General features: G+C 71.6%; 30 protein-coding genes. 16 read left to right on the top strand and 14 right to left on the bottom strand.

Going from position 1 to position 26,859, the window contains the following annotated elements; genetic code table 11:
- Nucleotides 1-2 precede the first annotated feature (2 nt).
- Nucleotides 3-437 carry an MSMEG_6728 family protein gene (locus tag AXZ95_RS03420; protein ID WP_231374327.1) on the bottom strand — a complete coding sequence of 145 codons (435 nt, stop codon included), beginning with the start codon at nt 435-437 and terminating at the stop codon, nt 3-5.
- Nucleotides 438-560: 123 nt separating this feature from the next.
- On the opposite strand from AXZ95_RS03420, the gene AXZ95_RS03415 reads away from it, so the two are divergent.
- Entirely contained in the window at nt 561-1,385 is an 825-nt protein-coding gene (locus AXZ95_RS03415) for an alpha/beta hydrolase (protein WP_018189604.1), read from the top strand.
- Nucleotides 1,386-1,441: 56 nt separating this feature from the next.
- On the opposite strand, the gene AXZ95_RS03410 is transcribed toward AXZ95_RS03415, so the two are convergent.
- On the bottom strand, nt 1,442-2,185 hold the full coding sequence (locus AXZ95_RS03410) for an alpha/beta hydrolase (RefSeq protein ID WP_018189603.1): 744 nt from the start codon (nt 2,183-2,185) through the stop codon (nt 1,442-1,444).
- A 178-nt stretch (nt 2,186-2,363) separates the two neighbouring features.
- Nucleotides 2,364-3,101 carry a GntR family transcriptional regulator gene (locus tag AXZ95_RS03405; RefSeq protein WP_018189601.1) on the bottom strand — a complete coding sequence of 246 codons (738 nt, stop codon included), beginning with the start codon at nt 3,099-3,101 and terminating at the stop codon, nt 2,364-2,366.
- A 291-nt stretch (nt 3,102-3,392) separates the two neighbouring features.
- Between AXZ95_RS03405 and AXZ95_RS03400 the strand changes: the two genes are divergently transcribed.
- From AXZ95_RS03400 to AXZ95_RS03385, 4 genes are all read left to right on the top strand, one after another.
- Entirely contained in the window at nt 3,393-5,879 is a 2,487-nt protein-coding gene (locus AXZ95_RS03400) for a hypothetical protein (RefSeq protein WP_018189600.1), read from the top strand.
- Nucleotides 5,876-8,026 (top strand): phospholipase C, phosphocholine-specific, encoded by a 2,151-nt coding sequence (locus tag AXZ95_RS03395; protein ID WP_018189599.1) that lies wholly within the window; start codon nt 5,876-5,878, stop codon nt 8,024-8,026. Before AXZ95_RS03400 ends, AXZ95_RS03395 begins: the two co-directional genes overlap by 4 nt.
- A gap of 70 nt (nt 8,027-8,096) precedes the next feature.
- A complete protein-coding gene (locus tag AXZ95_RS03390; protein WP_018189598.1) occupies nt 8,097-8,672 on the top strand; it encodes a TetR/AcrR family transcriptional regulator in 576 nt (191 codons plus the stop codon).
- 72 nt (nt 8,673-8,744) lie between these two features.
- On the top strand, nt 8,745-9,680 hold the full coding sequence (locus AXZ95_RS03385; RefSeq protein WP_018189597.1) for an NADP-dependent oxidoreductase: 936 nt from the start codon (nt 8,745-8,747) through the stop codon (nt 9,678-9,680).
- A gap of 126 nt (nt 9,681-9,806) precedes the next feature.
- Here AXZ95_RS03385 and AXZ95_RS03380 read toward each other — a convergent pair whose 3' ends face one another.
- Nucleotides 9,807-10,424, bottom strand: a complete 618-nt coding sequence (locus tag AXZ95_RS03380; protein ID WP_018189596.1) for an XRE family transcriptional regulator — start codon at nt 10,422-10,424, stop codon at nt 9,807-9,809.
- Between the two features lie 112 nt (nt 10,425-10,536).
- On the opposite strand from AXZ95_RS03380, the gene AXZ95_RS19565 reads away from it, so the two are divergent.
- Nucleotides 10,537-10,797, top strand: a complete 261-nt coding sequence (locus AXZ95_RS19565) for a hypothetical protein (RefSeq protein WP_166645307.1) — start codon at nt 10,537-10,539, stop codon at nt 10,795-10,797.
- Nucleotides 10,798-10,820: 23 nt separating this feature from the next.
- Here AXZ95_RS19565 and AXZ95_RS03375 read toward each other — a convergent pair whose 3' ends face one another.
- The 6 genes from AXZ95_RS03375 to AXZ95_RS03350 form a co-directional block, all read right to left on the bottom strand.
- Nucleotides 10,821-11,201 (bottom strand): VOC family protein, encoded by a 381-nt coding sequence (locus tag AXZ95_RS03375; protein ID WP_018189593.1) that lies wholly within the window; start codon nt 11,199-11,201, stop codon nt 10,821-10,823.
- An 87-nt stretch (nt 11,202-11,288) separates the two neighbouring features.
- Entirely contained in the window at nt 11,289-11,984 is a 696-nt protein-coding gene (locus AXZ95_RS03370; RefSeq protein ID WP_018189592.1) for a YafY family protein, read from the bottom strand.
- A gap of 113 nt (nt 11,985-12,097) precedes the next feature.
- Entirely contained in the window at nt 12,098-12,610 is a 513-nt protein-coding gene (locus AXZ95_RS03365; protein ID WP_018189591.1) for a hypothetical protein, read from the bottom strand.
- A 102-nt stretch (nt 12,611-12,712) separates the two neighbouring features.
- On the bottom strand, nt 12,713-14,314 hold the full coding sequence (locus AXZ95_RS03360; protein WP_018189590.1) for a D-aminoacylase: 1,602 nt from the start codon (nt 14,312-14,314) through the stop codon (nt 12,713-12,715).
- The gene (locus AXZ95_RS03355; RefSeq protein ID WP_018189589.1) at nt 14,311-14,934 is read right to left on the bottom strand and encodes a bifunctional 4-hydroxy-2-oxoglutarate aldolase/2-dehydro-3-deoxy-phosphogluconate aldolase; all 624 of its coding nucleotides are present in this window, start codon (nt 14,932-14,934) and stop codon (nt 14,311-14,313) included. Before AXZ95_RS03355 ends, AXZ95_RS03360 begins: the two co-directional genes overlap by 4 nt.
- Before the next feature lie 8 nt (nt 14,935-14,942).
- Nucleotides 14,943-16,193 (bottom strand): alanine racemase, encoded by a 1,251-nt coding sequence (locus AXZ95_RS03350; protein WP_018189588.1) that lies wholly within the window; start codon nt 16,191-16,193, stop codon nt 14,943-14,945.
- A gap of 98 nt (nt 16,194-16,291) precedes the next feature.
- On the opposite strand from AXZ95_RS03350, the gene AXZ95_RS03345 reads away from it, so the two are divergent.
- From AXZ95_RS03345 to AXZ95_RS03335, 3 genes are read left to right on the top strand one after another with little or no spacing between them, the layout of a single operon-like run.
- Nucleotides 16,292-17,308, top strand: coding sequence for a sugar kinase (locus tag AXZ95_RS03345; RefSeq protein WP_018189587.1), 1,017 nt, complete (start codon nt 16,292-16,294; stop codon nt 17,306-17,308).
- Nucleotides 17,305-18,051, top strand: a complete 747-nt coding sequence (locus AXZ95_RS03340; protein ID WP_026307033.1) for an IclR family transcriptional regulator — start codon at nt 17,305-17,307, stop codon at nt 18,049-18,051. Before AXZ95_RS03345 ends, AXZ95_RS03340 begins: the two co-directional genes overlap by 4 nt.
- A 29-nt stretch (nt 18,052-18,080) precedes the next feature.
- Nucleotides 18,081-18,485, top strand: a complete 405-nt coding sequence (locus tag AXZ95_RS03335; protein WP_018189585.1) for a RidA family protein — start codon at nt 18,081-18,083, stop codon at nt 18,483-18,485.
- Between the two features lie 6 nt (nt 18,486-18,491).
- Here the strand turns inward: AXZ95_RS03335 and AXZ95_RS03330 are convergent, their stop codons facing one another.
- Both AXZ95_RS03330 and AXZ95_RS03325 read right to left on the bottom strand, forming a co-directional pair.
- Complete coding sequence (locus AXZ95_RS03330; protein WP_018189584.1) at nt 18,492-19,280, bottom strand: thioesterase family protein; 789 nt, start codon at nt 19,278-19,280, stop codon at nt 18,492-18,494.
- Nucleotides 19,281-19,287: 7 nt separating this feature from the next.
- Complete coding sequence (locus AXZ95_RS03325) at nt 19,288-20,187, bottom strand: NAD(P)H-binding protein (RefSeq protein ID WP_018189583.1); 900 nt, start codon at nt 20,185-20,187, stop codon at nt 19,288-19,290.
- 81 nt (nt 20,188-20,268) lie between these two features.
- On the opposite strand from AXZ95_RS03325, the gene AXZ95_RS03320 reads away from it, so the two are divergent.
- Nucleotides 20,269-20,832 carry a TetR/AcrR family transcriptional regulator gene (locus tag AXZ95_RS03320; RefSeq protein ID WP_018189582.1) on the top strand — a complete coding sequence of 188 codons (564 nt, stop codon included), beginning with the start codon at nt 20,269-20,271 and terminating at the stop codon, nt 20,830-20,832.
- Nucleotides 20,833-20,842: 10 nt separating this feature from the next.
- Here the strand turns inward: AXZ95_RS03320 and AXZ95_RS03315 are convergent, their stop codons facing one another.
- Nucleotides 20,843-21,421, bottom strand: a complete 579-nt coding sequence (locus AXZ95_RS03315; RefSeq protein WP_018189581.1) for a TetR/AcrR family transcriptional regulator — start codon at nt 21,419-21,421, stop codon at nt 20,843-20,845.
- Between the two features lie 84 nt (nt 21,422-21,505).
- Between AXZ95_RS03315 and AXZ95_RS03310 the strand changes: the two genes are divergently transcribed.
- The 3 genes from AXZ95_RS03310 (at nt 21,506) to AXZ95_RS03300 (ending at nt 24,041) form a co-directional block, all read left to right on the top strand.
- Entirely contained in the window at nt 21,506-22,465 is a 960-nt protein-coding gene (locus AXZ95_RS03310; RefSeq protein WP_018189580.1) for a zinc-binding dehydrogenase, read from the top strand.
- 135 nt (nt 22,466-22,600) lie between these two features.
- Nucleotides 22,601-22,897, top strand: coding sequence for a DUF2277 domain-containing protein (locus AXZ95_RS03305; protein WP_018189579.1), 297 nt, complete (start codon nt 22,601-22,603; stop codon nt 22,895-22,897).
- Between the two features lie 52 nt (nt 22,898-22,949).
- Nucleotides 22,950-24,041, top strand: a complete 1,092-nt coding sequence (locus tag AXZ95_RS03300) for an epoxide hydrolase family protein (protein WP_018189578.1) — start codon at nt 22,950-22,952, stop codon at nt 24,039-24,041.
- 7 nt (nt 24,042-24,048) lie between these two features.
- On the opposite strand, the gene AXZ95_RS03295 is transcribed toward AXZ95_RS03300, so the two are convergent.
- Entirely contained in the window at nt 24,049-24,915 is an 867-nt protein-coding gene (locus AXZ95_RS03295) for an AraC family transcriptional regulator (RefSeq protein WP_018189577.1), read from the bottom strand.
- A 159-nt stretch (nt 24,916-25,074) separates the two neighbouring features.
- Between AXZ95_RS03295 and AXZ95_RS03290 the strand changes: the two genes are divergently transcribed.
- Genes AXZ95_RS03290 through AXZ95_RS03280 form a run of 3 tightly spaced genes read left to right on the top strand, consistent with a single transcriptional unit; the run spans nt 25,075 to nt 26,858 of the window.
- A complete protein-coding gene (locus AXZ95_RS03290) occupies nt 25,075-25,821 on the top strand; it encodes a hypothetical protein (protein ID WP_018189576.1) in 747 nt (248 codons plus the stop codon).
- A gap of 43 nt (nt 25,822-25,864) precedes the next feature.
- Complete coding sequence (locus AXZ95_RS03285) at nt 25,865-26,212, top strand: metalloregulator ArsR/SmtB family transcription factor (protein ID WP_018189575.1); 348 nt, start codon at nt 25,865-25,867, stop codon at nt 26,210-26,212.
- 1 nt (nt 26,213) lies between these two features.
- Nucleotides 26,214-26,858 (top strand): dihydrofolate reductase family protein, encoded by a 645-nt coding sequence (locus AXZ95_RS03280; RefSeq protein ID WP_018189574.1) that lies wholly within the window; start codon nt 26,214-26,216, stop codon nt 26,856-26,858.
- Nucleotide 26,859 lies beyond the last annotated feature (1 nt).

Raw genomic sequence — 26,859 nt, 5'->3', positions numbered from 1 at the left:
TGCTAGCGGGGCCCAGGCCACACGTAGGGCAGGTCGTTCGGCACCCCTGGGAACAGCGGCCCGTAGAACTCGGCGTCCTTGCGGACCAGGTTCGACTGGTGGCTGCGGTGGAAGTCCGGGTCGCCGATCCACGGCGGCAGCTCCAGTTCCTCCTGCGACAGCGCCTCGACCTCCGGCGCGAAAGCCAGTACCTGCGGCCGCACGGTATCGGCGTGGCCCTGCTCGATCCACGCATCCGTCGACTCGAGGGCGTACTTCGTCAGGGCGGGGAGGTAACCGCGCCACATCTTCGCGACGGGATGGTGGCGCCAGCCGTACCCGGGAACGGTGATCGCCCGCAGCACCTGCAGCGCCTCGACGCGCTGCTTGCCCATGCGCGCGCGGTCGAGCACGCGGACGCTCCGGGCGAAGGACGGATAGGGCAGGAAGGTCTGCACGCCCGTCACGGTACCCGCGTCACCCCCTGGCACTCGCTCCGTACCGACGGCTAGGTTGAGAGCGCGCCGAGCGTTCCGCAGCACGTCCCACAGCACCCCGCTTCGCCACTCCCGGAGGGAACCATGGGCACTGTCACCACGTCAGATGGCATCGAGATCTACTACAAGGACTGGGGAACCGGTCAACCCATCGTCTTCAGCCACGGCTGGCCGCTTTCGGCCGACGACTGGGACACCCAGCTGCTGTTCTTCCTGGAGCACGGCTACCGCGTCGTCGCCCACGACCGCCGGGGCCACGGCCGTTCCACGCAGTCCGGCGACGGGCACGACATGGACCACTACGCCGCCGACCTGCGCGCCGTGGTCGAGGCGCTCGACCTGCACGACGCCATCCACGTCGGCCACTCCACCGGCGGTGGCGAGGTCGCTCACTACATCGCCACCTACGGTGAGGACCGCGTCGCCCGGGCGGTGCTGATCAGCGCTGTGCCGCCGATCATGGTGCAGACCGAGAACAACCCCGGCGGTCTGCCGAAGAGCGTCTTCGACGACCTGCAGGCGCAGCTCGCCAAGAACCGGTCGGAGTTCTACCGGGCGCTGCCGTCCGGCCCGTTCTACGGGTTCAACCGGCCGGGCGTCGAGTCGTCCGAGGCGATCATCGAGAACTGGTGGCGTCAGGGCATGATGGGCGGCGCGAAGGCGCACTACGACGGGATCGTCGCGTTCTCGCAGACCGACTTCACCGAGGACCTCAACAAGATCTCGGTGCCCGTCCTCGTCATGCACGGCGAGGACGACCAGATCGTTCCCTACGCCGACGCCGGGCCTCTCTCGGCGAAGCTCGTCCAGAACGGCACGCTGAAGTCGTACCCGGGCTTCCCGCACGGAATGCCGACCACGCAGGCGGAGACCATCAACGCCGACCTGCTGGAGTGGCTCCAGTCGTAGCGTCCGCCGACGCTAAGGATCGGGCCACCCGCCTTTCGGCGGGTGGCCCGATGTCGTCAGCGCAGGTGCCGGGCGAAGAACCGGGCCGCGTCCTCGCCGGCGAACGCGGGGACTCCGCGGTGGCCGCCGAGGTTCGCCTGCAACGTCTTCTCCGCCGAGCCGAACGCGTCGAACAGGTCGAGCGCCGCCTGCCGGTCGTTGCCCTCGTCATCCCATTGCAGGAGCACGTGCAGCGGGACGGTGACCTGCCGCGCCTCCTCCTGGATGACGGACGGGATGTAGCTGCCGGCGAAGAGCCCGGCCGCGACCACCCGTGGCTCGGTGAGAGCCAGCCGGACGCCGATCGAGATGAATCCGCCGGAGTACCCGACCGGACCGGCGATCTCCGGCAGTGCGAGCGCCGCATCCATCGCGGACCGCCATTCTGGGACGGCCCCCTCGACGAGCGGGAGCACGAGACGGTCGACGAGGTCAGGGCCGACCGGGTCTCCCGCCGCGAGCGTGCGACGGAGGTCGGCGCGCGCCTCCTCCGTCACCGCCGATGGCGGGCGGTCGCCCGTCCCGGGCAGCTCGATGGTGAGCGAAGCGAAGCCGTCGGCCGCGGCCTGTCGCGCTCGCCCGACGAGCCGCGGGTGCATCTGCTCGACGCCGCCGGGATGCCCCAGCAGGATCAGCGGGACGGGCGCGGAGGAGGATGCGGATTCGGGCGTCCACAGGATGCCCGGGATTCCGCCGAGGGTGAAGCGGCGCTCGGTGACGCCGTCGACGAGGTGTGGTGCTGAAGTGAAGTCGAAGTGCATGGTCGTGCCTTTCGTGGAGTGCCTGAAGGGCGCTCCCGGACGACCTATCGCCCGACCGTGTCCTCAGAGAAGAGCACCCACGTCGTTTCGTTCATGGGTATCACCTCCTCGATCTGCTGCACGGACGCCGGAAGCCTAGCACCGGCTCGCCCTGCGATCATCCCCGTGCCCGATCGACTCAGCCGCCCATCCTCCGCATCGCCGCGGCGGTGAGCCGGGTGTGCACCTGGAAGGCGACCGTTCCGGGGACGTAGCGGTCCTCGCCGTACTCGATCGGGCGGCCTCCCGCGTCGGAGCTCTCCCGGCGCAGCCGGAGCAGCGGGGACGAACGGCGCACGCCGAGCAGTTGGGCGTCCTCGCTCGTCGCGGCGGTCGCGTCCAGCGTGTTGTCGGCCTGGCCTGTGACGATCCCGAAGCGGTCGAAGAGCACCTGCACGACCGATGCCTCGCGCGGCGAGAGCGACTGGATGATCGGGATCATCCAGGTGGCGTACGTGGTCCGCTCGAGCATCACGCGCCGGCCGTCGAGTGTGCGGACCCGGACCACCCGCAGCACCTCGTCCCCCTCGTCGAGGTGGAGGCGGCGGCGTTCGGCGACGCGGGCGGGCGCGGTCTGGAGCGACACCACCTGGCCGCCCGGCGTCATCCCCCTGCTGCGTGCCCACTGGGCGAAGGAGCGCAGCTCGTCGAACTCCTGCCCTTGGCGCGCCGCGGCGACGACCCACGAGGAGCCCTGGCGCGAGGTCAGGTCGCCGCGGGCGCGCAGCAGGGCGAGCGCCCGTCGCACGGTGCCGCGGGCGACGCCGTAGGTCTCCGCCATCCGGTTCTCCGACGGCAGGGAGGTGCCCGCGCCGAACTCGCCCTGGAGGATGCGCGCGCCCAGGTCTTCGGCGATCTCTCGGTACAGCGTCGGCATGTTCGGTCCTTCCGCTCATCCTGGTCGCGTGCATCCGCCCGGGTGCAAACACTTGTACAGACCAGTGTGACCGCTCTCCCCGGTATCCCGCGTGCCCGTGCCCGTGCTCCCCGCTGCTGAGTGCGCAGACGGTGCCAGGTTGACGGCTCCGGTTCGACGGCCGTTCACCCGTACGTCGCGAGCCCGCAGGGTCCGCGACCGTTGCGGTCGGTTGGGTGGGGACCTGTGCCGACGGGCGCGGTGCGGGTTCGGGATCCCGCCCCGCCCGCGGCCTCACCCGAAGGAGCACCCGTGCGCAGGATCACCCGGTCGACCGTCGCCGCGGCCCTCATCGGCGCCGTCGTCGCCGCGACGGCCGCACTCGGCGTCGTCGCCCAGCCGGCCGCCGCAGCGCCCACTCCGAACGGGACGCTGACGCTCACGAACACCACGCCGGCGCCCGGCGATCCGCTCACGTTCTCGTACACGACGGACAAGCCGAATACGAAGAACTGGGTCGCGGTGTACAACGACCCCGCCACCGGCCCGACCGACGAGAAGAGCCACGGCTCCTCCACCGACTGGGCGTACGTCAACGCGACGACGGCGGCCTCCAGCGGCACGGTCACGGTCGCGAGCGCGGGGCTCACTCCTGGCCACGACCTCGTCGCGTACTTCCTGTACGCGGACGGCTACACCTGGCTCGCGCAGCCCGTCACCTTCCACGTCGGGTACGCCACCGGGGGTTCGCTCGCCCTCACGACGGCGACCCCGCGGGTCGGCGGCGACCTGACGTTCTCGTACTCCACCGGTGACGCGAACGCGTCCGGGACCGACTGGGTCGCCATCTACGACGACCCGAAGAAATCCCCGCTGAACCAGACCTACCCCGGAGCCGGCTCGACCGCGTGGTCATACGTGTCCGGCACCTCCGGCACCGTCACCATCCCGGCGGGCGCACTCACGTCGGGACACGACGTGATCGCGTACCTGCTCGCCGACGACGGCTACACCTGGCTCGCGCAGCCCGTCGTCTTCCGGCTCGCCCCAGCGGCCTCCGGACCGACCGACAGCGGGACGCTGACGCTTCTCACACAGGATCCGATGGCCGGGAAGCCGCTGACCTTCTCGTTCACCACCGCCACCCCCAACGCGAAGAACTGGATCGGGATCTACGACGATCCCGCAACGGCGCCGAGCGGCGGCGCGTCGCACGGAGCATCGACCACCTGGGCGTACGTGCCGAACGCGACATCGGGGACGGTCACGATCCCGGCGGGGGCGCTCACCGGCGGCCACACCGTCGCCGCCGTCCTGCTCTACGACGACGGCTATGTGAACCTGGCACCGCCCATCACGTTCGCCCTGAAGGCCGAACCGCCGCTCACCGGGTCCACCGAGCCGACCGTCGACCACTTCCTCACCGACGACATCGTCCGGCCTGCCGCCGCGCCGTCGACGGCCGTGCGCTTCTCCGTCGCCGGGATGTGGACCGGCGTGCGCGGCGCGGCTCCCGCCGCGGCGACGTTCACCGCACAAAACGGCCCGGGCTGGCTCGCGGTCGCGCCCGACGGGACGGTGGCGGGCACGACGCCCGCGTCGATCCCGGCGCAGACCCCGTTGCTGACGGTGCTCGCCACCGAGGCCAGTGGCCTGACCGCAACCCTGACGATCGAGCTGCCGATCAGCGAACCCGGTGCTCCGCCGGCCGTGCACGCCGCGACGCTGAGCATGTGGGATGGCGGAACCCACGTCGACGACGCCGTCGGCAAGCTGGCGCGGTCGGTGCTCGTCAACCGCTTCGACCTTGTCGCGCTGCAGGAGACCGGCGGGAACGCCACCGCGGTGGCGCAGCGGCTCGGCTGGAACGTGGTCGAGGACCCGACCGGCCTCGCCGTGATCGCGCCCTTCCCCCTGACCGCGCTCCCTGCGCCGGCCGGGGCCGTCCTCGCGGTGTCGGCCGCCATCGGCGGGACGGACCTGCCCGTATGGGATGTCGCCCTCGACGGCGGCGGCCCCGACCGGGCGGCGGTCTGCACCGAGGGGGCCGCGGCCGCCGTCTCCGCCGAGAAGGCGAGCACGCGGTACGCGCAGACGCAGGCGATCGCCCGAGCCGCGCGCGCCGCCCATGCCTCGGCGCCGGAGGGCCGGCTGCTGCTGCTCGGCGACCTGGAGTCGCCGTCGGACGTCGACTGGGCCGGCGCGGCCTCGGCAGCGAACTGCGCAGCGGGCCCGGTGGCCTGGCCGGTCACGTCGGAGCTCCACGCGGCCGGCCTGGTGGATGCGTTCCGCACAGCCCGCACGGACACCGCCGCCGACCCCGGCGCGACGGCCGGCATCCTCGGCGGCACCGTGAGTGCGGCGGCGGCACGACCAGCCCTCCTCGACCGGCTCGACTACGCGTACGTCGCCGGAGCGATGACCGTGCAGGACGCCAACCTCGTCATCGACGGGTTCCCGCAGGCATCGCCGTCGAACGCCAACCGCTGGGTGTCGGATCGGGCGGCGGTGGAGGCGACCATCGTGCTCGCAGCGCCCCCGACCGGCGGCGGCGCGGGCAGCGGAGGCGGAGCCGCGCCTGCCGACCCGGGCACGAGCGCCACCGCCCCGCACGCCGGCCTGCCCGGAGCGTTGGCCCGCACCGGCGACGTGCTCGGCCTGGTGATGGCCGGCCTCGCGATGGCGGCCGTCGTGATCGGCGCCCTGACGATCCTGATCCGCCGCCGGATGGACGCATCCACTCCCTCCGGCATCGCAGCAGCAGAACCGAACGCACACCCGGAGGAAGCGAACCCATGAGCCGATCCAAGCCGGAGCGCCACGCGCCCGAAGTCACGTTCGACGCGGCGCCGCCGCTCGACGAGAACGCCGCGTACGTCAGCTCCGTCCCGCGCGGGGTGAGCCGTCGAACGCTCCTCCTCGGCGGCGCCGCGGCGATCATGGCCGGTGTCGCCTACGGGACCGCCGGCCGGGCCGCCCTCCCCGCCGCCGCGGCCGCGAAACTCACCGGCACCTACAAGGACATCAAGCACGTGGTGGTCCTGATGCAGGAGAACCGGTCGTTCGACCACTACTACGGCACCCTCCCGGGCGTCCGCGGGTTCGCCGACAAGCAGATCCTGGAGTACCCCGGAGGCGGGGACATCTTCCACCAGCCGGATGCATCGCGCGCCGACGGGCAGGTGATGCTGCCGTTCCGCATGGACTCGACGAAGTACAACTCGCAGAACGCGGGCGGTCTCGATCACAGCTGGAGCGGCGGGCACACCGCGTGGAACAAGGGCGCCTGGAACCGCTGGGTCGCCGCCAAGGGCGAGCAGACCATGGGCTACTTCACCCGCGACGACATCCCCTACCAGCACGCCCTGGCCAGCGCCTTCACCGTGTGCGACGACTACCACTGCTCGCTCAACGGCCCGACGACCCCCAACCGCCTTTACCAGTGGTCCGGGATGATCAACCCGGCGGGCGGTCTCGGCGGCCCGGCCATCGACAACCCGGCCGACTACAACCCGGTGTACCGCTGGGGCACCTACGCCGAACGGCTTCAGGCGGCGGGCGTGAGCTGGAAGACCTACGCCAACGACGAGGTCGGCGACAGCGGCAGCCACCCGTACGTCGGCGACTACGGCGACAACCCGCTCTGGCTGTTCCAGCAGTACCACGACGCGCTGGCCTCCTCCGATCCGGCGACGCGGCAGCTCGCGCTCAACGGCGGGCTGCACGACGGCTGGAAGGCCGACTCCGGGCGCGGGCTCGACGTCACCTACCTGCTGTCCGACTTCGGCCGGGACTGCGCGACGAACTCGCTCCCCACCGTCTCGTACATCGTCGCCCCGTACGGCTGGTGCGAGCACCCGTCGGCCAGCCCCGACTACGGCGCGCACTACACGAACGCCGTCGTGCAGGCGCTGTTCAGCAATCCGGAGACCTGGGCCTCGACCGTCCTGCTCATCAACTACGACGAGAACGACGGCTACTTCGACCACGTGCTGCCGCCGTTCCCGCAGGCGGGGACCGCGGACGAGTTCGTCAACGGCCTGCCCATCGGGTTCGGCTCCCGCGTGCCGCTCACGGTCGTCTCGCCGTGGTCGCGCGGTGGATGGGTCAACTCGCAGACCTCGGACCACACGTCGGTCATCCGGTTCCTGGAGGCGATCACCGGGGTCACCGAGCCCAACATCTCGCAGTGGCGGCGGACCGTCTCGGGCGACCTGCTGAGCTGCTTCGACTTCGCGCATCCCGACTTCAGCATCCCGGGGACGGACGTCGTGCCCGGCCTCGCGCAGACGCAGCAGCTGGTCGCCGCCGCCGACGCGGACCGCAGCAAGCCGCCCGTGGCCGTGCCGGCGGTCGGCGCCCAGTCCATGCCCGGACAGGATGCGGGCGCGCCCCGCCACCGGACGCTCCCCTACCGGCAGAGCGCCGACGTCGCGGTCGACCGCACGAGCGGCCGGGTCACGCTGACCATGCGCAACCAGGGCACGGTAGGCGTCAACCACCAGGTCTTCCCGAACATCGCGCTGCCCTTCCAGGCCGACCCGCACACGCTGGCGGCCGGTGCGACGGCGGACTGGGTGTGGGACGCGGCGGCGACCGACGGTCTGTACGACGTCAGCGTCTATGGTCCCGACCGCTTCCTGCGCCGGTTCGCCGGAACCGTCGTGCGCGGTGACCGCCGCGACATCGGCGTCCCGCACACGACGGCCGCCGTCGGTGCGGTCGGGTCGCGCAGCCTCCGCCTCACGCTCACGAACGAGGGTGGAGCGGCCGTCCGGTTCCGCCTGGTGGGGAACGACTTCACCGACCACGCCGAGCAGGTCACGGTGCCGCCGCGCGGATCCCGATCGGTCGACTGGCCGGTCGACGAGTGGGGCTACTACGACGTGGTCGTGACCGCGGGGACGGGCACGGGCTTCCGCTACCGCTTCGCCGGGCGGGTCTGACGCGCCCCGCTCGACGACCCTCGAGCAACTATCGTGGGGCGACGACGTCGAGTGGATCCGAGGGCAGGTCATGGCGGGCAGCGAACCGAAGAAGCTGAGAAGGGATGCGGCGGAGAACGCCGACCGGCTGATCGCCGCGGCCGTCCGCTCCGGGCTCGCCGAGGGCAGGTTCGTCCCGCTCGAGAAGATCGCGGCCGACGCCGGGGTCGGCATCGGCACCCTGTACCGCCGGTACCCGAACCGGGAGGCGCTGCTCGAGGCGATGGCCGTGCGCGCCTACCGCCTCATCCTCGCCGAGGCGGAGGACGCGCTCGCGTCCGGCGAGACGGGTCGGGATGCGATCGCCCGTTTCCTGCGGCAGTCGTTCGAGCACCGCGACCAGTTGGTCCTCCCCCTGCACGGCGGCCCGATGACCGAGGGGACGGAGTCGGCGGAGCTGCGGGGCCGGATGCAGCAGACGATGGCCGCCATCGTCTGGCGCGGCCATGCCGACGGCTCCGTGCGGCGGGAGGTCGACGCGGGCACCGTTGTCCGCTTCGGGGCCATGCTCGCACAGCCCATGCCGAACGTCTCCGACTGGCCGCGGGCCGCCGAGGAGCAGCGGGCGATCTTCCTGCGCGGGATCTCTCCCGATACCGGGGAATAAACGGATGATTTCCTCCGCTTGATGAGAGTGCGACGCCGAGGACGGGTGCCGCGACCATCCTGAGAGGAAGTCATGACCATGAAGGCAATCCGTTTCCACGAGACCGGCGAACCCGACGTGCTCCGCTACGAGGAAGCCGAGCTCCCCGTCCCGGGCGCGGGCGAGGTGCGGCTCCGCGTCGCCGGCTCGGCGTTCAGTCCCGCCGACAACGGCATCCGCGCGGGCAGCCTGCCCATCCCGATCACGCTGCCGCACATCCCCGGCTACGACGTCTCGGGCACGGTCGATGCGCTGGGCGCGGGCGTCGAGGGTCTCGCCGTCGGCGACGAGGTCGTCGGGTTCCTGCCGATGACCGCCGACGGCTCGGCGGCCGAGTACGCCATCGCCCCCGCCGAGGTGCTCGCCCGGGCCCCGCACTCCATCCCGCTGGCGGATGCGGCCGCCCTCCCTTCGGTCGCCCTGACCGCGCGGCAGGCGCTGTTCGACGACGCGGGACTCACGTCGGGCCAGCGCATCCTCATCACGGGTGCGGGCGGGGCCGTCGGCGGCTACGCGGTGCAGCTCGCCAAGCGTGCCGGCGCGTACGTCATCGCCACAGCGAGCCCGCGCAGCAGCGCGACCGTCCGTGAGGCGGGCGCGGATGAGGTCATCGACCACACCGCACGCTCGGTGCTCGACGCGGTCGCCGAACCGGTCGACGTCCTCCTCAACCTGGCCCCGCTGGAGCCCGACGAGTTCGCGGCCCTGGTCGCACGGGTGTGCGACGGTGGCGTGGTGGTCAGCACGACCGCATGGATGCCCGCCCCCGACGACGCGGAGCGGAATGTCCGCAGCGTGGTGGTCTTCGTGCGGAGCGATGCGGAGCAGCTCGCCGAGCTCGTCTCCCTCGTGGACAGCGGCGACCTCCGGGTCGACGTCGCCCACCGCGTGCCGCTCGCCGAGCTTCGCAGCATCCACGAGCAGGCCGCCGCCGGCACGCTGCGCGGAAAGGTTGTCGCCCTGCCGTAGGCGCCCGGCGCGCTTGAGGTGGGCGCAGGGTGGGCGGCGGATCGTCGCGTCAGATGGCCCCACCGTTGACGTAGATGATCTGGCCGTTCACCCAGCGGCCGCGGCGCACAAGAGAGGCGGATCGCCCTAGCGGGTGGGCTTGTCAGCGGGCGGTGTCGATGCCGCCCCTCGCGAGCGGGCCCGAAGGTGGATCCGCTCGCCGTTCTTGCCGAACATGCTGAGGATCTCGACCGGCCCGCTGCCCGCCGAACCGAACCAGTGCGGATTCCTGGTGTCGAACTCGGCGGCCTCGCCGGGACCCATCACGATGTCGTGCTCACCCAGGACGATCCGGAGTCGCCCGTCGAGCACGTAGATCCACTCGAACCCGTCGTGGGTGCGCAGCGCGGGCTCCCGCTCGGTGGCCGGGATGACGATCTTGAACGCCTGCGGCTCACTGTGCGGCTGGGAGAGGCGGGTGAGCTCGCGGCCGTCCGCGTGGGTCGCCTTCCGCTGCACGCGCGGGTCGGCGATCGTGGGGGCGTTGACGATGTCATCCAGCGAGATCGCGAGTGCGGCGACGACCGGCAGCAGCAGTTCCAGACTGGGTTTGCGCTGGCCGGATTCCAGCCGCGAGAGGGTGCTCTTGGAGATTCCCGTCGCCTGCGCGAGCTCCTCCAGCGTCATGTCCTGCTTCTGACGGGCGTGGCGCAGCCGGGAAGGGATGCTGCCCAGTTCGCGCGCGATGCGCTGGGAGATGCTCACCCGGTCATCCAAGCAGCCCGTTCCTGTTTCGGCAACGAATCACAGTCGCGCGTCGACCGTGCTGACATCGTGGTCCTCGACCGCACGGCCCGATTCGAGAGGACCCCTGACCATGTCTCAGCCCGCGACAGCACCGACACGCATCCCGCCTTCGGCACCGCCGCCTTCCATCCACGTCAGGGCGCTGATCACGTGGATCGCCATCTTCCCGTTGGTCACGCTCGGCTTCTACGCCATCGCTCCGTTCGCGGAGGACTGGCACCCGATCCTGCGGGCTTTCGTCCTCACCCTCATCGTCGTGCCGACGGCCGTCTACCTGGTGGTCCCCCGGTTGATGAGGCTGCACGGAAAGGTGCGCGGCCGCCGTCGGTGACAGAGCGCCGTCACGTGCCTCGCTCAGGGAGCGGGCTGCGGGCGCGCGAACAGGTTGACGAGGGTGCCGTCGGGGTCGCGGAACAGCGTGGAGCGGTTGCCCCACGGCATCGTCGTCGGCTCCAGCACGATGTCTGTGAGGGCGTCACGCAGGCGGTCGAACTCGCCGTCGACGTCGTCCACCTCGAACTCGACGATGGCCGGTCCGCCACTCGATGGCCGGGGAGCGTCGTCGCCGAGCATGGCGACCGTCGCGACGTCGGCGATGGCGAGCGCCACCGTTCCCTCCCGGAACTCGGCGAACACCGGGGCGGGACGGGACGCCGTCTTCCCGGTGACGAGTTCGTAGAACCGCACGAGTCGATCGACGTCGTGGGTGATGATCCTGATCGAGCTGAAAGCCATGGTGAACCTCTCCGCCCGGGCCGCTCGACCCGCGCAGAACCATGGTCGCGTGCCCCGGCGACAGCGTCCTGTCGGTGTTTCCAGGATTCAGGGTCCGAGTACCGGGCGCAGGTCTCCGTACGGGATGTCGAGGTCGGCGGCCGTGAGCTCCCGCCGCGGCGGCCTCTCGCCCGTCGGCTCGGCGGCGACGATGCGATCGCCGCGGAATGCCCGGATGGCACCCCGCGTGCGGCACCAGGCGATCAAGTACCAGGTCCCGTCCCGGCCGACGTATCCCTGCGGCTCGACCTCGCGTTCCGTCTCGACGCCCGCCCGGTCGCGGTAGCGGAGCCGGAACACCGTCCCGGCGCGCAGGGCGTCCGAGAACCCGTCGGGCGCAGGCGCGGGCGGGTCGCCCTGGAGCAGGTGGACGCGCGCCGCGAGCGCCCGCGTCTCCTCGGCCCTGCTGCCGTCCATCACCGCGAGCACTTTGCCGAGCGCCGCTGACGCTTCGGCTCCGAACGGGCTGGACGCGAGCATCCCGAGCCCGATCGTGACGGCGAGCGCCTCCTCGACCGTCAGCCCCAGCGGAGGGAGCGTGTGCGCGGTGTCGAGGCAGTAGCCGCCGGTCCGGCCTGGCTCCGCCCAGATGGGGACGCCGGTCTGCTGAAGCGACGACAGGTCGCGCTCGATGGTGCGGGTGCTGACCTCGAACCGCTCGGCCAGCCGCCGCGCACTGAGCGGGCGCGGCGCCACGGCGCGGAGCGCCTCCACGATGGCGTACAGCCGGTCGGTGCGGTTCATCCGTCGACTCTAGCGAGCGCCGCAACGGTCGGCGCCGGGAGGGCTCGCGAACGGCGAAGGGCCCAGCGGGAGCGCCGGAGCGCATCCCGCTGAGCCCTGGGGAGCAGCGGCGGTCAGGCCCGCGGCTGCTTGCGCGCCTTGACCTCGCGGAAGTAGTCGTTCGCGGGCTTCAGGAAGATCAGGATGGTGGCGATGACGCCGACGACGACGCGCGCGGCGCCGATGCCGAAGCCGCCGAGGATGCCGAACAGCGACAGCACCGTCACGACGAGAAGGACGATGCGCGCCCAGTTCGCGCCACGGCGCATGAAGTACGCGAAGAGCACGTAGGCGGCGATGTAGAGGATGCCGAAGACGATGGCGAACGTCACCGATGCGGTGACCGTGGCGTTCAGCGCGCTGTCGGAGATCTGCTGACCCTGCGCGGCGAGCTGACGCTGCACCTCATCCTTCAGCGAACCGACCGTGGCCAGCGAGACGATGAGCGAGATGAGGCTCAGGGCCGCACCGACGATGTACAGCCAGAACGCGATGTTCACCTGCTGCGGAGGGGTGACCGGACCGCCGGCGGCAGGGGCCGGCGACGACGAGGCGGGGTAACTCGGGGGCAGGTTGGAATCACTCACGGTGGGTCTCCTTCTGAAGCAGATGGTTCTGGAGCTGATGGATGCGACGGCCGCTGGGCCATTGCATTTGAGCGCCGCTCACGTTATCCCTTCACGGCGCGGTTAGCAACGTCCCGCGCCGCGACGGAGCGCGCGGCCGGGGGTCGCGAGCGTCCGCTCGCCATCCTCGATCACCGGTTCGCCGGCGACGAGGACCCACGGGATGCCCTCCGCAGGGCGCCGCGGATCGTCGAACGTGGCGGCGTCGGCGACTCGATCCGGATCGAACAGAACGAGGTCGGCGACGAAGCCCGGCGCGATGCGGCCGCGGTCCTCGAGTCCGAGCCGACGGGCCGGTCGTGCCGAGAGGTGCACGATCGCCTCCTCGAGGGTCAGGACCCCCTCCTCCCGCACGTAACGGCCCAAGTAGCGCGGGAAGGTTCCCCAGGCGCGGGGATGCGGCCGGTCGCCGACGAGGATCCCGTCGCTGCCTGCGGTGTGCCGGGAGTGGCGCATGACGGCGCGGACGTTCTGCTCGTCGCCCACGTGGTGCAGGATGGTCGTCCCCAGGCGGTCCCGCTCCAGCAGGTCGAGGTACACCTCCGCAGGCGGAAGGCCTGCGTCGCGAGCGAGATCGGCGATGGTGCGGCCGACCCGGTCGGCGAGCGATCCGTCCCGCACCCCGGCCACCTGCACGGCGGCCCAGTCCACCGGGACACCGTGGCTCCCATCGCTCCCGGTCGTGTCGAGCACGTGAGCGATCCGGACCCGCACCTCCCGATCGCGCAGTCTCTGCAGGGTGGCCTCCGGGCCGTCGGTCTGCACCCAGCTCGGCAGGAGCGCGGCGAGCGTCGTCGACCCCGGGAGGTAGGGGTAGCTGTCGAGCGTCACGTCGACGCCGGCGGCGACCGCCCGGTCGACCAGGTCGAGCAGCTCGCCCGCTCGACCCCGGTTCACGTCGAAGTTCATGGTGGCGTGCGTGAGATGCAGGGCGCTCCCCGACCGTGCGGCGATGTCGATCATCTCGGCGTAGCCGTCGAGCGCGCCCGCTCCGTACGACCGCTGGTGCGGGGCGAAGAAGCCGCCGTGGCGGGCGACGACCGCGCACAGGGCGACGAGTTCATCCGTGCTCGCGAACATCCCCGGCACGTACGACAGCCCCGCCGACAGCCCGAAGGCGCCGTCGCGCATCCCCCGGTCCACCTCCGCGCGCATCGTCTCGAGCTCCTCCGCCGTCGGCGGCCGGTCCTCCGTTCCGATGACGTTCATCCGAATGGTGCCGTGGGGAAGCAGGTAGGCGGCGTTCACCGCGAGTGGATGCCGCTCCAGTTCGTCCAAGTAGTCGGCGACACGGCGCCAGCCGACGTCGCTGCCGGAGGGCAGGCCGTTCCAGCCGGCGAGCTGTTCGCGCAGGATCCCCCGCGTCCGTTCGGTAGCGGGTGCGTAGGAGAGTCCGTCCTGCCCGAGGACCTCGGTGGTGACCCCCTGCGTCGTCTTCGCCCGAAGCTCCGGATCGGTGAGAACCGCGAGGTCCGAATGGGCGTGCATGTCGATGAACCCGGGAGCGACGGCCAGTCCCTCCGCAGCGACGATGCGGGCGTCCCCGGCATGGATGCGGCCTCCCACCCCGGCGATCCGCCCGTTCTCGATCAGGACGTCGCCGATGACGCCCGGGCTCCCCGAGCCGTCCAGGATCAGGGCGTCGCGGAGGAGGATGCCGCTCACGCGCTCAGTGCCACCGTCGAGAACTCCCGCGCCCGCGCGGTCACGGTCGCCCAGTCGGCGGCCTCGACCAGCGCGGCGCCGACCACGCTGGAGCCGGCCGTGACGGCGAGGGCGCCCGCGCGCATCCAGTCGGCCGCATTGGCGGCATCAAGGCCGCCGGACGGCACGACGGGCACACCCGGGAACGGGCCCCGCAGGTCGGTGAGGTAGGCAGGGCCGACCAGCCCGGCCGGGAAGATCTTGACCGCGGCGGCTCCGAGCGCCAGCGCGCGCATCACCTCCGACGGTGTCAGCGCTCCGAGCAGGATCGGGATGCCCGCCTCGCGCGCGACCCCCGCCGCGCCCTCGCTGATGCCGGGCGTGACGAGGAACCGCGCACCGGCCGCGACCGCCGCCTCGGCCGAGCGCGCATCCGTCACCGTGCCGGCGCCGACGATCACGTCGTCGGCACCGCGGACCGCCTCGGCGATCACCGCTTCGACGCCCGGCGTCGTGAACGTGAACTCGACCGTGCGGATGCCGCCCGCCGACAGCGCGTGGCACAGGGCTGCCGGGTCGTCGACGCGTGGTGCGCGGACGACGGCGAGCGCGCGGTCGCGCTCGAGGGTGGGGATGAGCATCAGGACTCCTAGCCGAAGAAGGTCTCGATCAGCCCGATGACCCGCGGGTCGTCGGCGAGCGCGTCGTCCACGAGCGGCAGCGCGCGCCACTTGTCGAATGCGGTGCAGGGATGCGACAGGCCCAGCCGGACGACATCGCCCACCTCGACGAGCGCGTCGGCGGGGACCCGGATGAACGTGTGCTGATCGTTCATGGCGGTCACCTCCGCTCCCTCCACCGGGACAGCGGGTCCTCCGCGCAGCGGCCGCACCGCCTGAACCTCCGGGAGGCCCTCGTCGTAGGGCAGGTCGCGCTTGCCGGCATCCACCAGGACGAGGCCCGGTTCCGGCCGCGACAGGACCGTCGCCCAGCCGTGGATCGCGGAGCGGAGCCGCTCGCCGGAGCCACCACGGGAGAACGGTGTGATGCCGCGGTAGAAGCCGTCGTCATGGGTGATGTACGCGCCGGACCGGAGCACCACATCGACCGGCCGCCCGCGCTCGCCCTCCAGGTCGCGGAGCGGAGCCAGGACAGCCGCGACATCGTCGAAGTACGCACTGCCACCGGCGGTGAGCAGCACCGGGCCCTCCGCCGGGTAGAGATCCTGCGCATCCAGTTCCTCGTGCAGCCGCACCATCTCGGCGAGGTACGACCGGACACGGTCGAGCGATGAAGTCGATGCATCGTGCGCCAGCGCACCCTCGTACCCGCCGACCCCTGCCAGCCGCAGCGTGGGAGCAGCGGCGATGGCACGCGCGACCTCGAGAGCCGCGTCGACGCCACGTGCCCCGGTCCGGCCTCCCGCGCCTCCCAGCTCGACCAGCACCGCCAGCGGCACGGGAGCATCCACCTCGTCCAGCACGCTCGCGAGGAGTTCCACGGCACGCACCGAGTCGGCCCAGACGGTCAGCCGGGCGGCGTACGGGGCGAGAGCGCGGATCGCCGCCGGCTGAACGAGCTCGTTGGCCAGCAGGATGCGCGGGACGCCCCAGTCGAGCGCCACCGACGCCTGCCAGGGCGTTGCGACCGTGATCCCCCAGGCGCCCGCATCCAGCTGCCGTTGCCACAGCACCCGGCTCATGGTGGTCTTGCCGTGCGGCGCCAGTCCTACTCCCGCGGAGGCGCACCAGGCCGCCATCGTCCGGAGGTTGTGTGCGAGCGCATCCTCGCTGAGGGTGACGAGAGGGGTCGGGAAGGCGGACAACGACGGGCGATCGGCCGCGAGGGTGTCGATGGCGGCGGGTGGCCCACCGAGGGGCATCGCTTTGACGTCCGGCACAGGCCTCCCTCGGTGGTTGCACGATATGCAACGGTAATTGCGTCTTGTGTGCATCCCTGTCTAGCATGGAGTCCGTCGATCGAGGAAGGGCACACCGCATGCGAAGCGCCGGTCTCCAGGTCACGATCGGCGAGGCGATGGTGGTCCTCTATCCGGACGCGCAGCAATCGTTGGCCGACGCGAGCACCTTCGGCTCGGACGTCGGCGGCGCGGAGTTCAACGTCGCGACCAGCCTCGCGCGCCTCGGCGTGCCCACGTCGTGGGTGTCGCGGCTCGGAACCGACGGGTTCGGCGAGCGCATCCGTCGTGTCGCGGACGAGGCGGGAGTCGACACGTCCGCCGTCGAACTCGATCCCATCCGGCCGACGGGGCTCTACATCAAGGAGACGATCCGGGCCGCGGAGGGCGTCCGCACCCGGATGCACTATCACCGCAGCGGATCCGCGGCCTCTGCCCTGTCGCCGGACACCGTGGCCGCTCCGCCCGTCGCCGCCCTCCTCGCCCGGGCCGAACTCGTGCACACCTCGGGCATCACGGCGGCACTGTCCCGCACTGCGGCCGACGCCGTCTCGGGCTTGCGGCAGGCGCTCGGTGCGGACACCCGGCTCAGCGTCGACCTCAACTTCCGCCCTCAACTCTGGAGCGACGGCGACACCTCCGCGCTGACCGCCCTGGTCGGCCAGGCCGACCTCCTCTTCGTCGGTCGCGACGAGGCCGAGGCGTATTTCGGGCACGGCGACGCCGGTCGGCTCTTCGCTGCGCATCCCCGGCTCGACACCATCGTCGTGAAGGACGACGTCCGTCGCGCGTCCGTCCACCGGCGAAATGGTGCAGAGGTGCACGTCCCGTGCCTCACCGTGGACGTGGTGGAGCCCGTCGGCGCCGGCGACGCGTTCGCTGCCGGCTTCCTCTGCGGAGTCGCGGAGGGACGCGACGACGCCGCCAGCCTCCGCCTCGGACACGCGCTGGCGGCGCTGACCCTCACCAGCCGCGGAGACCGCCCGCCCGCCGTTCCGAACGAGACGGAACGCGACAGGATCGTGCGCGCGTCCGACGACGAGTGGGCGAGCTGGTCCGTCGGTCCGGGCATGATTCCCTGGAGCGTGTCGTCGTGAGCCAGTCGCTCGGCCGCGCGCTCGACCTCCTCGGGCTCATCGCCCGGGGCACCGCCACCCTCGATCCGCTCGCCGCGGAGCTCGGCGTCCACAAGACGACTGTCCTGCGCCTGCTCCAGACGATGGAGCAGCGTGGGTTCGTCGGCCGCGACAGCCACCACCGGTATCGGATCGGCCCGGCCGTGCTCGCCCTCGCCTCCGGTGCACTGGATGCGCTGGATGTGCGCGGCGCCGCCGGTCCGGAGCTCCGGGCACTCGCCGCCGAGACCGGGCAGACCGTGCACCTCGCGACCTACGACGACGGCGTCGCGACCTACGTCGACAAGGTCGAGTCGCGGCAACCGCTCCGCATGTACTCGCGGATCGGCCTCCCCGCCGCCCTGCACGCGACCGCGGTCGGCAAAGTGCTGCTGGGAGGGCTGGATGCCGCAGAGCGCGGCGCGGTCGTCTCCGGCCTCGACTTCGAGCGCTTCACCGACCGGACGATCACCACGCCCGAGGCCCTGCTCGCCGAGGTCGACCGCAGCGTGCGACGGGGCTGGGCGCAAGACCACGAGGAGCATGAGACGTTCATGAACTGCATCGGCGCGCCCGTGCACGGCCCCGACGGTCGTGTCGTCGCCGCCATCTCGATCTCCGTCCCGAACGTCGTCCTCCCGTATGAGGGCGTCGTCGAGCTCCTCCCGGCGCTCCAGGCCGCGGCCGGGCGTGTCTCCGCGGAGCTGGGCGCCCGCGCCGCCTGACCCAGCCATCCCCCCTTCGAAAGGAAGCCATGTCCGAACGCATCGCCGTCTTCACCGCCGAGGCCCCCGCCCCCGCGCACGTCTTCTCGCAGGGGGTGCGGCGCGGTCCGTTCCTCCAGGTCTCGGGGCAGGGGGCCGTCGACCCCGCCACCAACGCGTACGTGCACGAGGGAGACGTGAAGGGCCAGACGATCAGGACCCTGCAGAACGTGGAGGCGATCCTCACGGCCGGCGGTGCGACCTTCGACGACGTGATGATGCTGCGCGTCTACCTGACCACGCGCGACGACTTCGCGGCGATGAACGAGGCGTACGGCGAGTTCCTCTCGTCGCGCGTCCCTTCGGGCGTTCTGCCGGCGCGCACCACGGTGTTCACCGGACTCCCCCGCGCGGAGATGCTGGTGGAGATCGACGCCCTCGCCGTGCTCGACTGAGCCGGCCTAGGCGCGTCCGGGCAGCGGCCGGACGGTGAGGATCTGCTCCGCCCGGCCGACCGGCCCGGAGACGTCATGCAGCGCGGTGCTGGTGAGGCCCTGCCCGGTCGACCCGAAGATGACGGTCGTGTCGAGGCCGACCCACTCCCCGGTCGGCTGCGCGAAGAGGTGGATGGTCAGGTCGAGGTTGGGGAACATCCACTCGGTCGGATGCCGGCGCACGGCGATTCCGTTCGCCGTGTCGACCAGCGCGATGAAGGCGGCGTGCGGGCTGGCCTCCTCACCGGCGACGATCGCCCGATCGGTGCGCAGCCACGCGGTCGCGCGGCCCGGGCGCGGGTCCTCGGCCGCGCGCATCTCGAGCGAGGCCACGTAGCCGCCGGGCCAGGTCTCCGTCATCGGCCAGCGCCGGTCGGGACCGGGAACGGCGATCCGCTCCGGCTCGCCTCCCGCCACCTCGCTCGTGTCGCCGTCGACGGTGTACCAGGCCCGCGCGAGCACGGCCGCACGGCCTGCGATGACGACGGTCGCCTCCACCAGTTCGATGGTCCGGCCGGGACGGATGGTCTCCACGGCGATGTCGCACACGTCGGCGGCGAGGAAGCCGAGGATGTCGAAGCTCACCCGCGCGAGCGAGAGCGGAGCAGCGTCGCGGTCGGCGCGGTGGCGGTCCATCGCGTGCACGATGAGGCCGCCGAGCGGGCTGAAGTGGATCTCGCCGTCGTTCCAGGCTCCCCCCGCATCGACGGTCGGGCGGAAACGGGTGTCGTCGATGCGCTGGAAGTAGGAGTCCATCCCCCGATTATTTCGCGGCCACCGTCGCAGCGGTTCGTTCCACCGCCGGGCGCAGCACCTCGCGGCACCAGGTACGGAAGTCGGTGGGGGCGATCTCGGCCGTCGCCCAGTCCGCGTCGTAGATGCCGGCATCCTGTGCGGCGAACATCTCGATCGTGTCGGTGATCGCCTGCCCGCTCGCCCCTCGGGACCGCAGGAGCTCGGCGAAGTCGTCCATCGCGATCGGCTCGTAGGAGACCGGGCGTTCCAGCTCCTCGCTCATCACGCGGGCGATCGCGTCGGGCGCGAGGCGGTCCGGGCTGAACAGCGGGAGGTTCTCCTGCCCGTGCCAGGTGGGATCGGTGAGCAGGTCCGCCGCGCGCTCGGCGATGTCGCGGGTCGCGACCATCGCGAGCGGCCGATCGGCGGCGCACGTGAGCGAGAAGGCCCCGCGGCGCACGATCGCGTCGGCCTGCCCGAGCAGGTTCTCCATGTAGAACGGCAGGGACAACGCCCGGTAGGCCGCGCCGGACCGGGCGAGTTCCGCATCCATCGCGAACGCGGCGGACAGCACGCCCGCCGGCTCCCGGAAGTCGTGTCCGGCGCTGGTGACGCCGACCACACAGCCGACGCCGTGCCGGCGGATCGCGGCCGAGGCGGCACGCGCGAAGGCGAGGTAGTGCTCCTCGGCGCTCGGTGCCGCCGGGTTCGGCGGAACGAGCCAGAACAGCGCGTCCGCGCCGGGCAGGGCCGCGTCGAGGACGGCCGGGTCGGCGTGCGATCCCTCCACGACCTCCACGCGGGTGCGGACGGCGTCGTCGAGCTGGGATGCGTCCCGCACGATGACGCGGACGTCGCTGCTCCGCTCGAGCAGCAGGGTGACGAGCCGGCTGCCGATCCGGCCGGTGGGAGTGGTGACGACGATCATGAGACCTCCATAAGATGAACCTGAATTCCGGTTCCGAATGTAACCCCGGCGTCTCCCTGACGTCAACTACAGTGAGGGATCATGACCGCACCGGAACGCTCGCTGCGCGCCGACGCCCGGCGCAACCGTGAAGCGGTCCTCGACGCGGCAAGCGACCTTTTCGCACGCCACGGCGACAACGTGCAGATGGATGAGATTGCCGCGCGGGCGGGGCTCGGCGTCGGGACGCTCTACCGGCATTTCGCCGACAAGCGGGCCCTGCGGGCGGCGATCATCGCGCGCCGGTTCGCGGCGGTCACCGAACTCGCCCGGGCGGCCGAACAGCTCGACGACCCGTGGGCGGCCTTCGAGACCCTCCTCGTCGGCTACCTCGAATCGGCGCAGCCCGACGCCGCGTTCCGCTTCGCCATCCTCAGCCCGGAGGAGCCGACCTGGGCCGACATCGCCGCCGAGAAGCACGCGTTCTCGGAGATCGTCGACCGGGTCGTGCAGCGCGCCGTCGACGCCGGGCTGCTGCGCCCCGACTTCCGGCCCGACGACTTCATCCTGATCACCCGCGGAGCCATGGCCAACATGTCCGGAAGCGGCGACTGGCGCCGCTACCTCGACCTCCAGCTCGACGGGATCCGCAGCACCGCCGGCTGAGCGCCGGTGGTCAGCCGGCGGAGGCGGCGCGGTCGGTCCGAAAGGCGTCGATCGCGAGACCCGCGAAGCGCCGCGCCGCCGCATCCCGCCGCGAGAGCGACACGGACCCCAGGCCGCGGCCGGCGAGCAGCATGAGCACCAGGTCGTCGACGACGAAGTCGGGGCGCAGCCGGCCCTGCGCCTTCGCCCGCGTCGCGAGACCGTCCAGCATCCCGAGCAGCTCCCGGCGGTGCTGCGCGAAGGCTGCGGAGCTGTGCGCGATCGACAGGAAGGCGTCGACGAAACCCCGGTTCCGCACGTCGAGCGCGGTCAGGCGCTCGATGACCGATGTGAACCCGTGCCACGGATCGGGATCGGCGCAGCCCTCCTCGACGACCGCCCGGCACGTCCGCATCTCGACCTGGAACGCCTCGTCGATGAGCGACTGCTTCGTGGGGAACCGACGGTAGAGCGTCGCCGGGCCGACCTCGGCGTGGCGGGCGACCTCCCGCATCCCGACGTCGAGTCCGCGCTCCGAGAAGAGGGTGCGCGCCGCCGCCAGGATGCGGTCGCGGTTGTCCTGCGCATCCGAGCGGAGGATCTGAGTCACTCGTCCTCCCGACGGTCTCACTTCGATCAAGTGGACGGGGGCGTCCACTACCGTGCGAGAGTACCGCAACGAGAAGGAGAAGACGTGCGAGCGATTGCGATCCAGGAATACGGCGACCCGAGCGGGATGGCCGTCCTCGACGCCCCCGAGCCGGAAGCCGGTGCCGGGCAGCTGCTGATCGAGACGGAGGCGATCGGCGTCGGAGGCGTCGACGCGGTGATCCGGCGCGGGACGCTCGGCTCGAGCTACCCGCTGGGCATGATCCCGGGCAGTGAGGTCGCCGGGACGGTCGCCGGGGTCGGCGACGGCGTGGACCCCGCCTGGATCGGTCGGCGCGTCTGGGCGTTCACGGGTCGATCGGGCGGCTACAGCGAGCGCGCTGTCGCCCTGGTGGAGGACGTGACCCCGCTCCCCGACGACCTGTCGGCGGTGGATGCGGTGACGATCGGCAGCGCGGCCCCCGTCGCGCGATTCGCGCTCGCCCGCGCCCCCTTCGCGCCCGGCGACTCGGTGCTCATCCGCGGTGGCAGCGGCAGCATCGGGATCGCCGCGGTGGAGTTGGCGGCGCGCGCAGGGGCTTCCGCGGTGGCCGTGACGACCTCGTCCGCCGAGCGGGGCCGTCGGCTTGCGGCGCTCGGGGCGACGGACGTGCTCGACCGGTCCGGCCACGGGCCCGACGGGGCTTCCCGTCCGTTCGACGTGATCGTGGACATCGTCGGAGGCGACGGCATGCCGGCGTTCATCGACCGGCTCGCCCCCAATGGCCGCCTGGTCCTGGTCGGTGCGGTCGCGGGATTCCCGCCCGCCGACTTCGGGGCGCGCCTCCTCCAGGGCTTCCAGGCCTCGCGCTCCGTCGCCGCCTTCAGCCTCGACTCCATCCCTCCGCTCGCGCGCTCCGCCGCACGCGCCGAGCTGTTCGAGGCCGCCATCCGCGGCGAGCTGCACGCCGTCGTCCATGAGGTCTTGCCGCTCGACCGCGCGGCGGACGCCCACCGCCTCATGGATGACGGCGCCGTCTTCGGCCGCATCGTCCTCACCCCCTGACCCGTCGCCGTCGCCCCCTCCGCCCACCGTCGAGTCCGCACAGACTTACCGCTTTTCGCACCCTCAGCGTGCAAAGATCGCGGACTCGACGGTGGGCGGTTGGGAGGAGGGCGGTGGGCGGTATATCGTCGCCGCATGTGCCGGAACATCCGTTGCCTTCACAACTTCGAACCGCCCACGACCGACGATGAGGTGCGGGAGGCCGCACTCCAATTCGTCCGCAAGGTCAGCGGCTCGACGCATCCCTCCCGCGCCAACACCGCGGCGTTCGAGCAGGCCATCGACGAGATCGCCGAGGCGACCAGACGGATGCTCGACCAGCTGGTGACGAACGCCCCGCCGAAGAGCCGCGAGCTCGAGGCAGCGAAGGGCCGACAACGCCACGAGAAGCGCATGGAGCGCGAGGTGAGGATCCGGACGGCGTCGGCATGAGCGCATCGGGCGTGAGAGCAACGACGCGCAGCGCGGCTGCGGAGGAGGAGCGATGAAGCGTCACGACCTCATCCCGGTGCCGGAGGAGGCGATCGCCGACCTCCGTTCGCGCCTCGAGCGGTTCCGGAGGGTGCCGCTGCCACAGCGCGACGGACTCGGCGGAGTCGACCCCGAGGTGCTGTCCGACCTGCTGCGGTACTGGGCGGACGACTACGACTGGCGCGAGCACGAGCGCCGCATCGCCTCCTGGCCGTGGGTGCAGACCGAACACACCGCGGTGCCCATCCGCGCGCTCGTCCGGCCCGCCGACCGCGAGGATGCGCCGGTCCTCCTCCTGCTGCACGGCTGGCCGGACTCCGTGCTCCGTTTCGAGCGCATCCTGCCCCTGCTCGACGACGTGACGCTCGTGCTCCCCGCTCTGCCCGGGTATCCGTTCGCCGCACCGGTGGAGGCCGGCGGGATGTCGTCGGTCGAGATGGCGGACGCCGTCGCCGACGCCATGGCTGAGTTCGGGTTCGACCGGTATGTGATCTCGGCGGGCGACGTGGGATGCGATGTCGGGGAGGCCATCGCCGGCCGCCACGGCTCTCACGTCAGCGCCCTGCATCTGACCGACCTCTCGCAGTACCACTTCCTCGTCGGACTCCCCGACGACCTCGACGAGACGGAGCGCGCCTACGTGGAGCGCGGCCGCGACTGGCAGCAGCGCGAGGGCGGGTACATGCACGAGCAGTCCACCCGCCCCCGAACCCTCGCGGTGGGGCTCGGCGACTCCCCCGCGGGGATGGCCGCGTGGATTTCGGAGAAACTCATCGACTGGACGGACTCCGGCGGCGACCTCCGCCGGGCGTTCACCCCCGACGAGGCCCTGACCTGGATCTCGGCGTACTGGTACACCGGCGCGATCGGTACCTCGTTCACTCCGTACGCGGCCGCGGCGCCGAAGGACTGGCCGAGGATCGAGATCCCGACGGTCATGACGGTGTTCCCGCGCGACCTCGTCAACGCCCCGCGGCAGTTCGTCGAGCGGTTCTTCTCCGTCGTCGACTGGCTGGAGTTCCCGCACGGCGGCCACTTCGCCGCCTGGGAGCAGCCGACCGACTACGTCGAGGGTGTCCGCCGGGCGCTCGGCGCGGTCAGCTGATCCGCTGTCAGGCGCGCTCCACCGGCAGCCACAACTCGCAGGTCGCGGTGGTGAAGTCCGCCGATCGGTCGAGGACCGCGACGATCGACGGACCCGGCCGCAGACGCCACGGGTTGGAGGGGAACCACTCGCTCGCCGTCGCGGCCCACGCCGACTGGAGCGCCGCGGGGTAGTCCCCGTCGATGCGGAACACCGCCCAGGTCCCGGCCGGGACCGCGATGGCGTCCAGGTCGTCCGGTGTCGGCGAGTCCGGCGTTCGCGCGACACCGTGGAGATAGGTGAGCTCGGTGCCTTCGGTGTAGTCGGGATCGACGTCGGCGCTGACCTGGAGCAGGCCGGCCGGCTCGGTGTCGCTGAGACCCTTCAGTCGCGCGTGTTCCTCCGGCTCGATGGATGCGATGAGGGCCTGGATGTGCGGGTTGACGCCTTCGTGGATGAGCGGCACGCGAGCTGCGTGGCCCACGAGCCGGAAGGCCGGTCGGTCGGTGATTCGGGTGTCCATGGGGGTGTTCCCTTCTACGGTCAGGCGGAACCTGAGCTGCGGTTGCGTGCGAAGGGGGCCGCCATCGCGTCTCACGGTGGCGGGACTCGTGCCGTGCACCGACCGGAACGCCCGGTTGAACGCCTCCGTGGAGCCGTAGCCGTGGCGCACGGCGACGGCGAGCAGGTCGTCACCTCCGAGCAGGTCGGCGACGGCGACCGTCATACGACGGCGGCGCACATACTCCGACAGCGGCATCCCCGCCAGCGACGAGAACATGCGACGGACGTGGTACTCCGTGGTGCCGAGTCCGCGGGCGACCCCGGCGAGGTCGAGGTCGTCGGCGAGGTGGTCTTCGATCACCTCGACCACCCGGTTGAGAATCGCGATCACGGTCCCTCCTTCGCCTTTCAGCCTGGTAGGCCGTGGGACGCCGCACCCGACTATCGCGGTCCGAAACGATCGCCGCCGGGTCGGCCTGGTGTACCCGCTTGGCCGAGCTCATCCCGGAGGCTGACGCCCGCAACGGGCCACCGCACTAGCCTCGAGCCTATGCTTCGCCGCGCCGCCACCATCCTGGCCATCGTCTGCGCTGCCGCCCTCATGTCCGGGTGCTCGATGATCGAGGGGCTGGCGCGGGATGCGACCGGCCGGGATTCCGCCGCGCCTGCGGAGGCCTGCCTTCCCCGCGGCGCCGAGCCGGATCCATCCCCGACGCCGGCCCCGACGCTCGATCCGCATGTCGCCGGAGAGGTCCGGGAGGCCGTCGCCGCCGTCCGAAAGCTCGCGCGCGTCGACACGGTGAGCGAGCGCACATCGAACTCACGAACCGCCTCGGACGATCCGAACCGACCGGACTGCCGGGTCGTCTCCAACCACTTCTCCAGCCAGGTCGACGTCGTGATGGAGGCGGAGGCGACACCGGCTCAGGCGGCGGCAGTTCCGACGACGATGGCGCAGCATCTCGCGTGGACGGGTGTGAGCCTCTCCTTGACGGTGCCGGCCGGCCCCGGGCACATCGAGACGACGGTCCACTACAGCCGGACCTTCGACCAGACCATCCCGATCGAGACCTCCACGGACGTCGCAGAGGGCCTCGCGCGTCTGGCGGCGACGCCGCATGTCACCTCACTGGAGGCGTCCATCCCGTACACCATGCGCGTCGAGTACGGCTCGCTGACGGTGCTCGTCGACGGCGCGGACCCGGCGACGCTGGATGCGGTCCGCGCGGTCATCGACACCACGGTGTTCGCCGACACCACCCTGCACGGTTCGTTCAGCAACGGCGCCAAACCCTGACCACAGGTTGACGAACGAGGCCGTCGCCGCCACACTTAGGCATGTGCCTAAGTATTACGACGAGCTCGACGCCGTGCTCCGCGCCCTCGCGGACCCCACGCGGCGAGCCGTCGTGGAGCGGCTGGCGGCGTCACCGGCGGTGGTGAGCGAGCTCGCGGAACCGTTCCCGATGGCGCTGCCGTCGTTCATGCAGCACCTGAGCGTGCTCGAGAACGCCGGAGTGATCACCTCCGAGAAGCACGGGCGCGTCCGAACTGTGAGCCTGCGGCCGGGCGCTCTCGACATCCTGCACCTCTGGCTCGGCGAGCAACGCACACCCGCCGAGCACCAGGCCGACCGCCTCGGCATCCACCTCGCCCGCGCCTCGGCGCCGACCTCGAAGGACTCCTGACATGACCCGCGTCCGCATGAACCTCTTCGCCTCGCTCGACGGCTACACGCCGTCCGACGCCTCCCCCGACTCTCCGATGGGCGAGGACTGGGGCCGCCTCACGGCCGCCTGGGCATCGACCCGGACGTTCCGCGAGCGCATCTTCGGCGACACGAGCGGGGCCGGCACGACCGGCATCGACGACCGGGTCGGCCGTGAGTTCTTCGACGGTATCGGCGCCGAGATCCTGGGCGCCGGGATGTTCGGCCTCCACTCGTTCCCCGACGACCCGGATTGGAAGGGATGGTGGGGAGACACGCCGCCCTTCGGAACCCCGGTCTTCGTGCTCACGAGCACCGCTCCCCGCCCCGCGATCGAGATGGACGGCGGCACGACCTTCCACTTCCGCAACGCCTCCCCGGAGGACGTGCTCGCCGAGGCGACCGAGGCCGCTGGCGGCCAGGACGTCCGGGTGGGCGGCGGGTACCGCACGGCCCGCGCCTTCCTGCGGGCCGGACTGGTCGACGACCTCCACCTCATGATCACGCCGATCTTCCTGGGCCGCGGCAATCGGCTCTTCGACGACCTGACCGGCATGGACTCGACGCACACGGTGACCACCGAGGTCGCCGAGAGCGGCACCATCCACGTCACCCTGACCCGCTAGG

The sequence above is a fragment of the Leifsonia sp. 115AMFTsu3.1 genome (assembly GCF_004362795.1).
Taxonomy (GTDB): Bacteria; Actinomycetota; Actinomycetes; order Actinomycetales; family Microbacteriaceae; genus Leifsonia.
The sequence above is the reverse complement of the archived record's forward strand: the minus strand, read 5'-3'. Positions and strand labels throughout refer to the sequence as shown.

Coding starts and splice junctions, on each gene's coding strand:
- AXZ95_RS03410 (WP_018189603.1), bottom strand. CDS start 2,185: ATGCACTTCGACTTCACTTCAGCACCACACCTCGTCGACGGCGTCACC.
- AXZ95_RS03300 (WP_018189578.1), top strand. CDS start 22,950: ATGAAGCGTCACGACCTCATCCCGGTGCCGGAGGAGGCGATCGCCGAC.
- AXZ95_RS03320 (WP_018189582.1), top strand. CDS start 20,269: ATGACCGCACCGGAACGCTCGCTGCGCGCCGACGCCCGGCGCAACCGT.
- AXZ95_RS03385 (WP_018189597.1), top strand. CDS start 8,745: ATGACCATGAAGGCAATCCGTTTCCACGAGACCGGCGAACCCGACGTG.
- AXZ95_RS03370 (WP_018189592.1), bottom strand. CDS start 11,984: ATGAACCGCACCGACCGGCTGTACGCCATCGTGGAGGCGCTCCGCGCC.
- AXZ95_RS03280 (WP_018189574.1), top strand. CDS start 26,214: ATGACCCGCGTCCGCATGAACCTCTTCGCCTCGCTCGACGGCTACACG.
- AXZ95_RS03305 (WP_018189579.1), top strand. CDS start 22,601: ATGTGCCGGAACATCCGTTGCCTTCACAACTTCGAACCGCCCACGACC.
- AXZ95_RS03330 (WP_018189584.1), bottom strand. CDS start 19,280: ATGGACTCCTACTTCCAGCGCATCGACGACACCCGTTTCCGCCCGACC.
- AXZ95_RS03325 (WP_018189583.1), bottom strand. CDS start 20,187: ATGATCGTCGTCACCACTCCCACCGGCCGGATCGGCAGCCGGCTCGTC.
- AXZ95_RS03375 (WP_018189593.1), bottom strand. CDS start 11,201: ATGGCTTTCAGCTCGATCAGGATCATCACCCACGACGTCGATCGACTC.
- AXZ95_RS03335 (WP_018189585.1), top strand. CDS start 18,081: ATGTCCGAACGCATCGCCGTCTTCACCGCCGAGGCCCCCGCCCCCGCG.
- AXZ95_RS03405 (WP_018189601.1), bottom strand. CDS start 3,101: ATGCCGACGCTGTACCGAGAGATCGCCGAAGACCTGGGCGCGCGCATC.
- AXZ95_RS03355 (WP_018189589.1), bottom strand. CDS start 14,934: ATGCTCATCCCCACCCTCGAGCGCGACCGCGCGCTCGCCGTCGTCCGC.
- AXZ95_RS19565 (WP_166645307.1), top strand. CDS start 10,537: ATGTCTCAGCCCGCGACAGCACCGACACGCATCCCGCCTTCGGCACCG.
- AXZ95_RS03290 (WP_018189576.1), top strand. CDS start 25,075: ATGCTTCGCCGCGCCGCCACCATCCTGGCCATCGTCTGCGCTGCCGCC.
- AXZ95_RS03415 (WP_018189604.1), top strand. CDS start 561: ATGGGCACTGTCACCACGTCAGATGGCATCGAGATCTACTACAAGGAC.
- AXZ95_RS03395 (WP_018189599.1), top strand. CDS start 5,876: ATGAGCCGATCCAAGCCGGAGCGCCACGCGCCCGAAGTCACGTTCGAC.
- AXZ95_RS03345 (WP_018189587.1), top strand. CDS start 16,292: ATGCGAAGCGCCGGTCTCCAGGTCACGATCGGCGAGGCGATGGTGGTC.
- AXZ95_RS03390 (WP_018189598.1), top strand. CDS start 8,097: ATGGCGGGCAGCGAACCGAAGAAGCTGAGAAGGGATGCGGCGGAGAAC.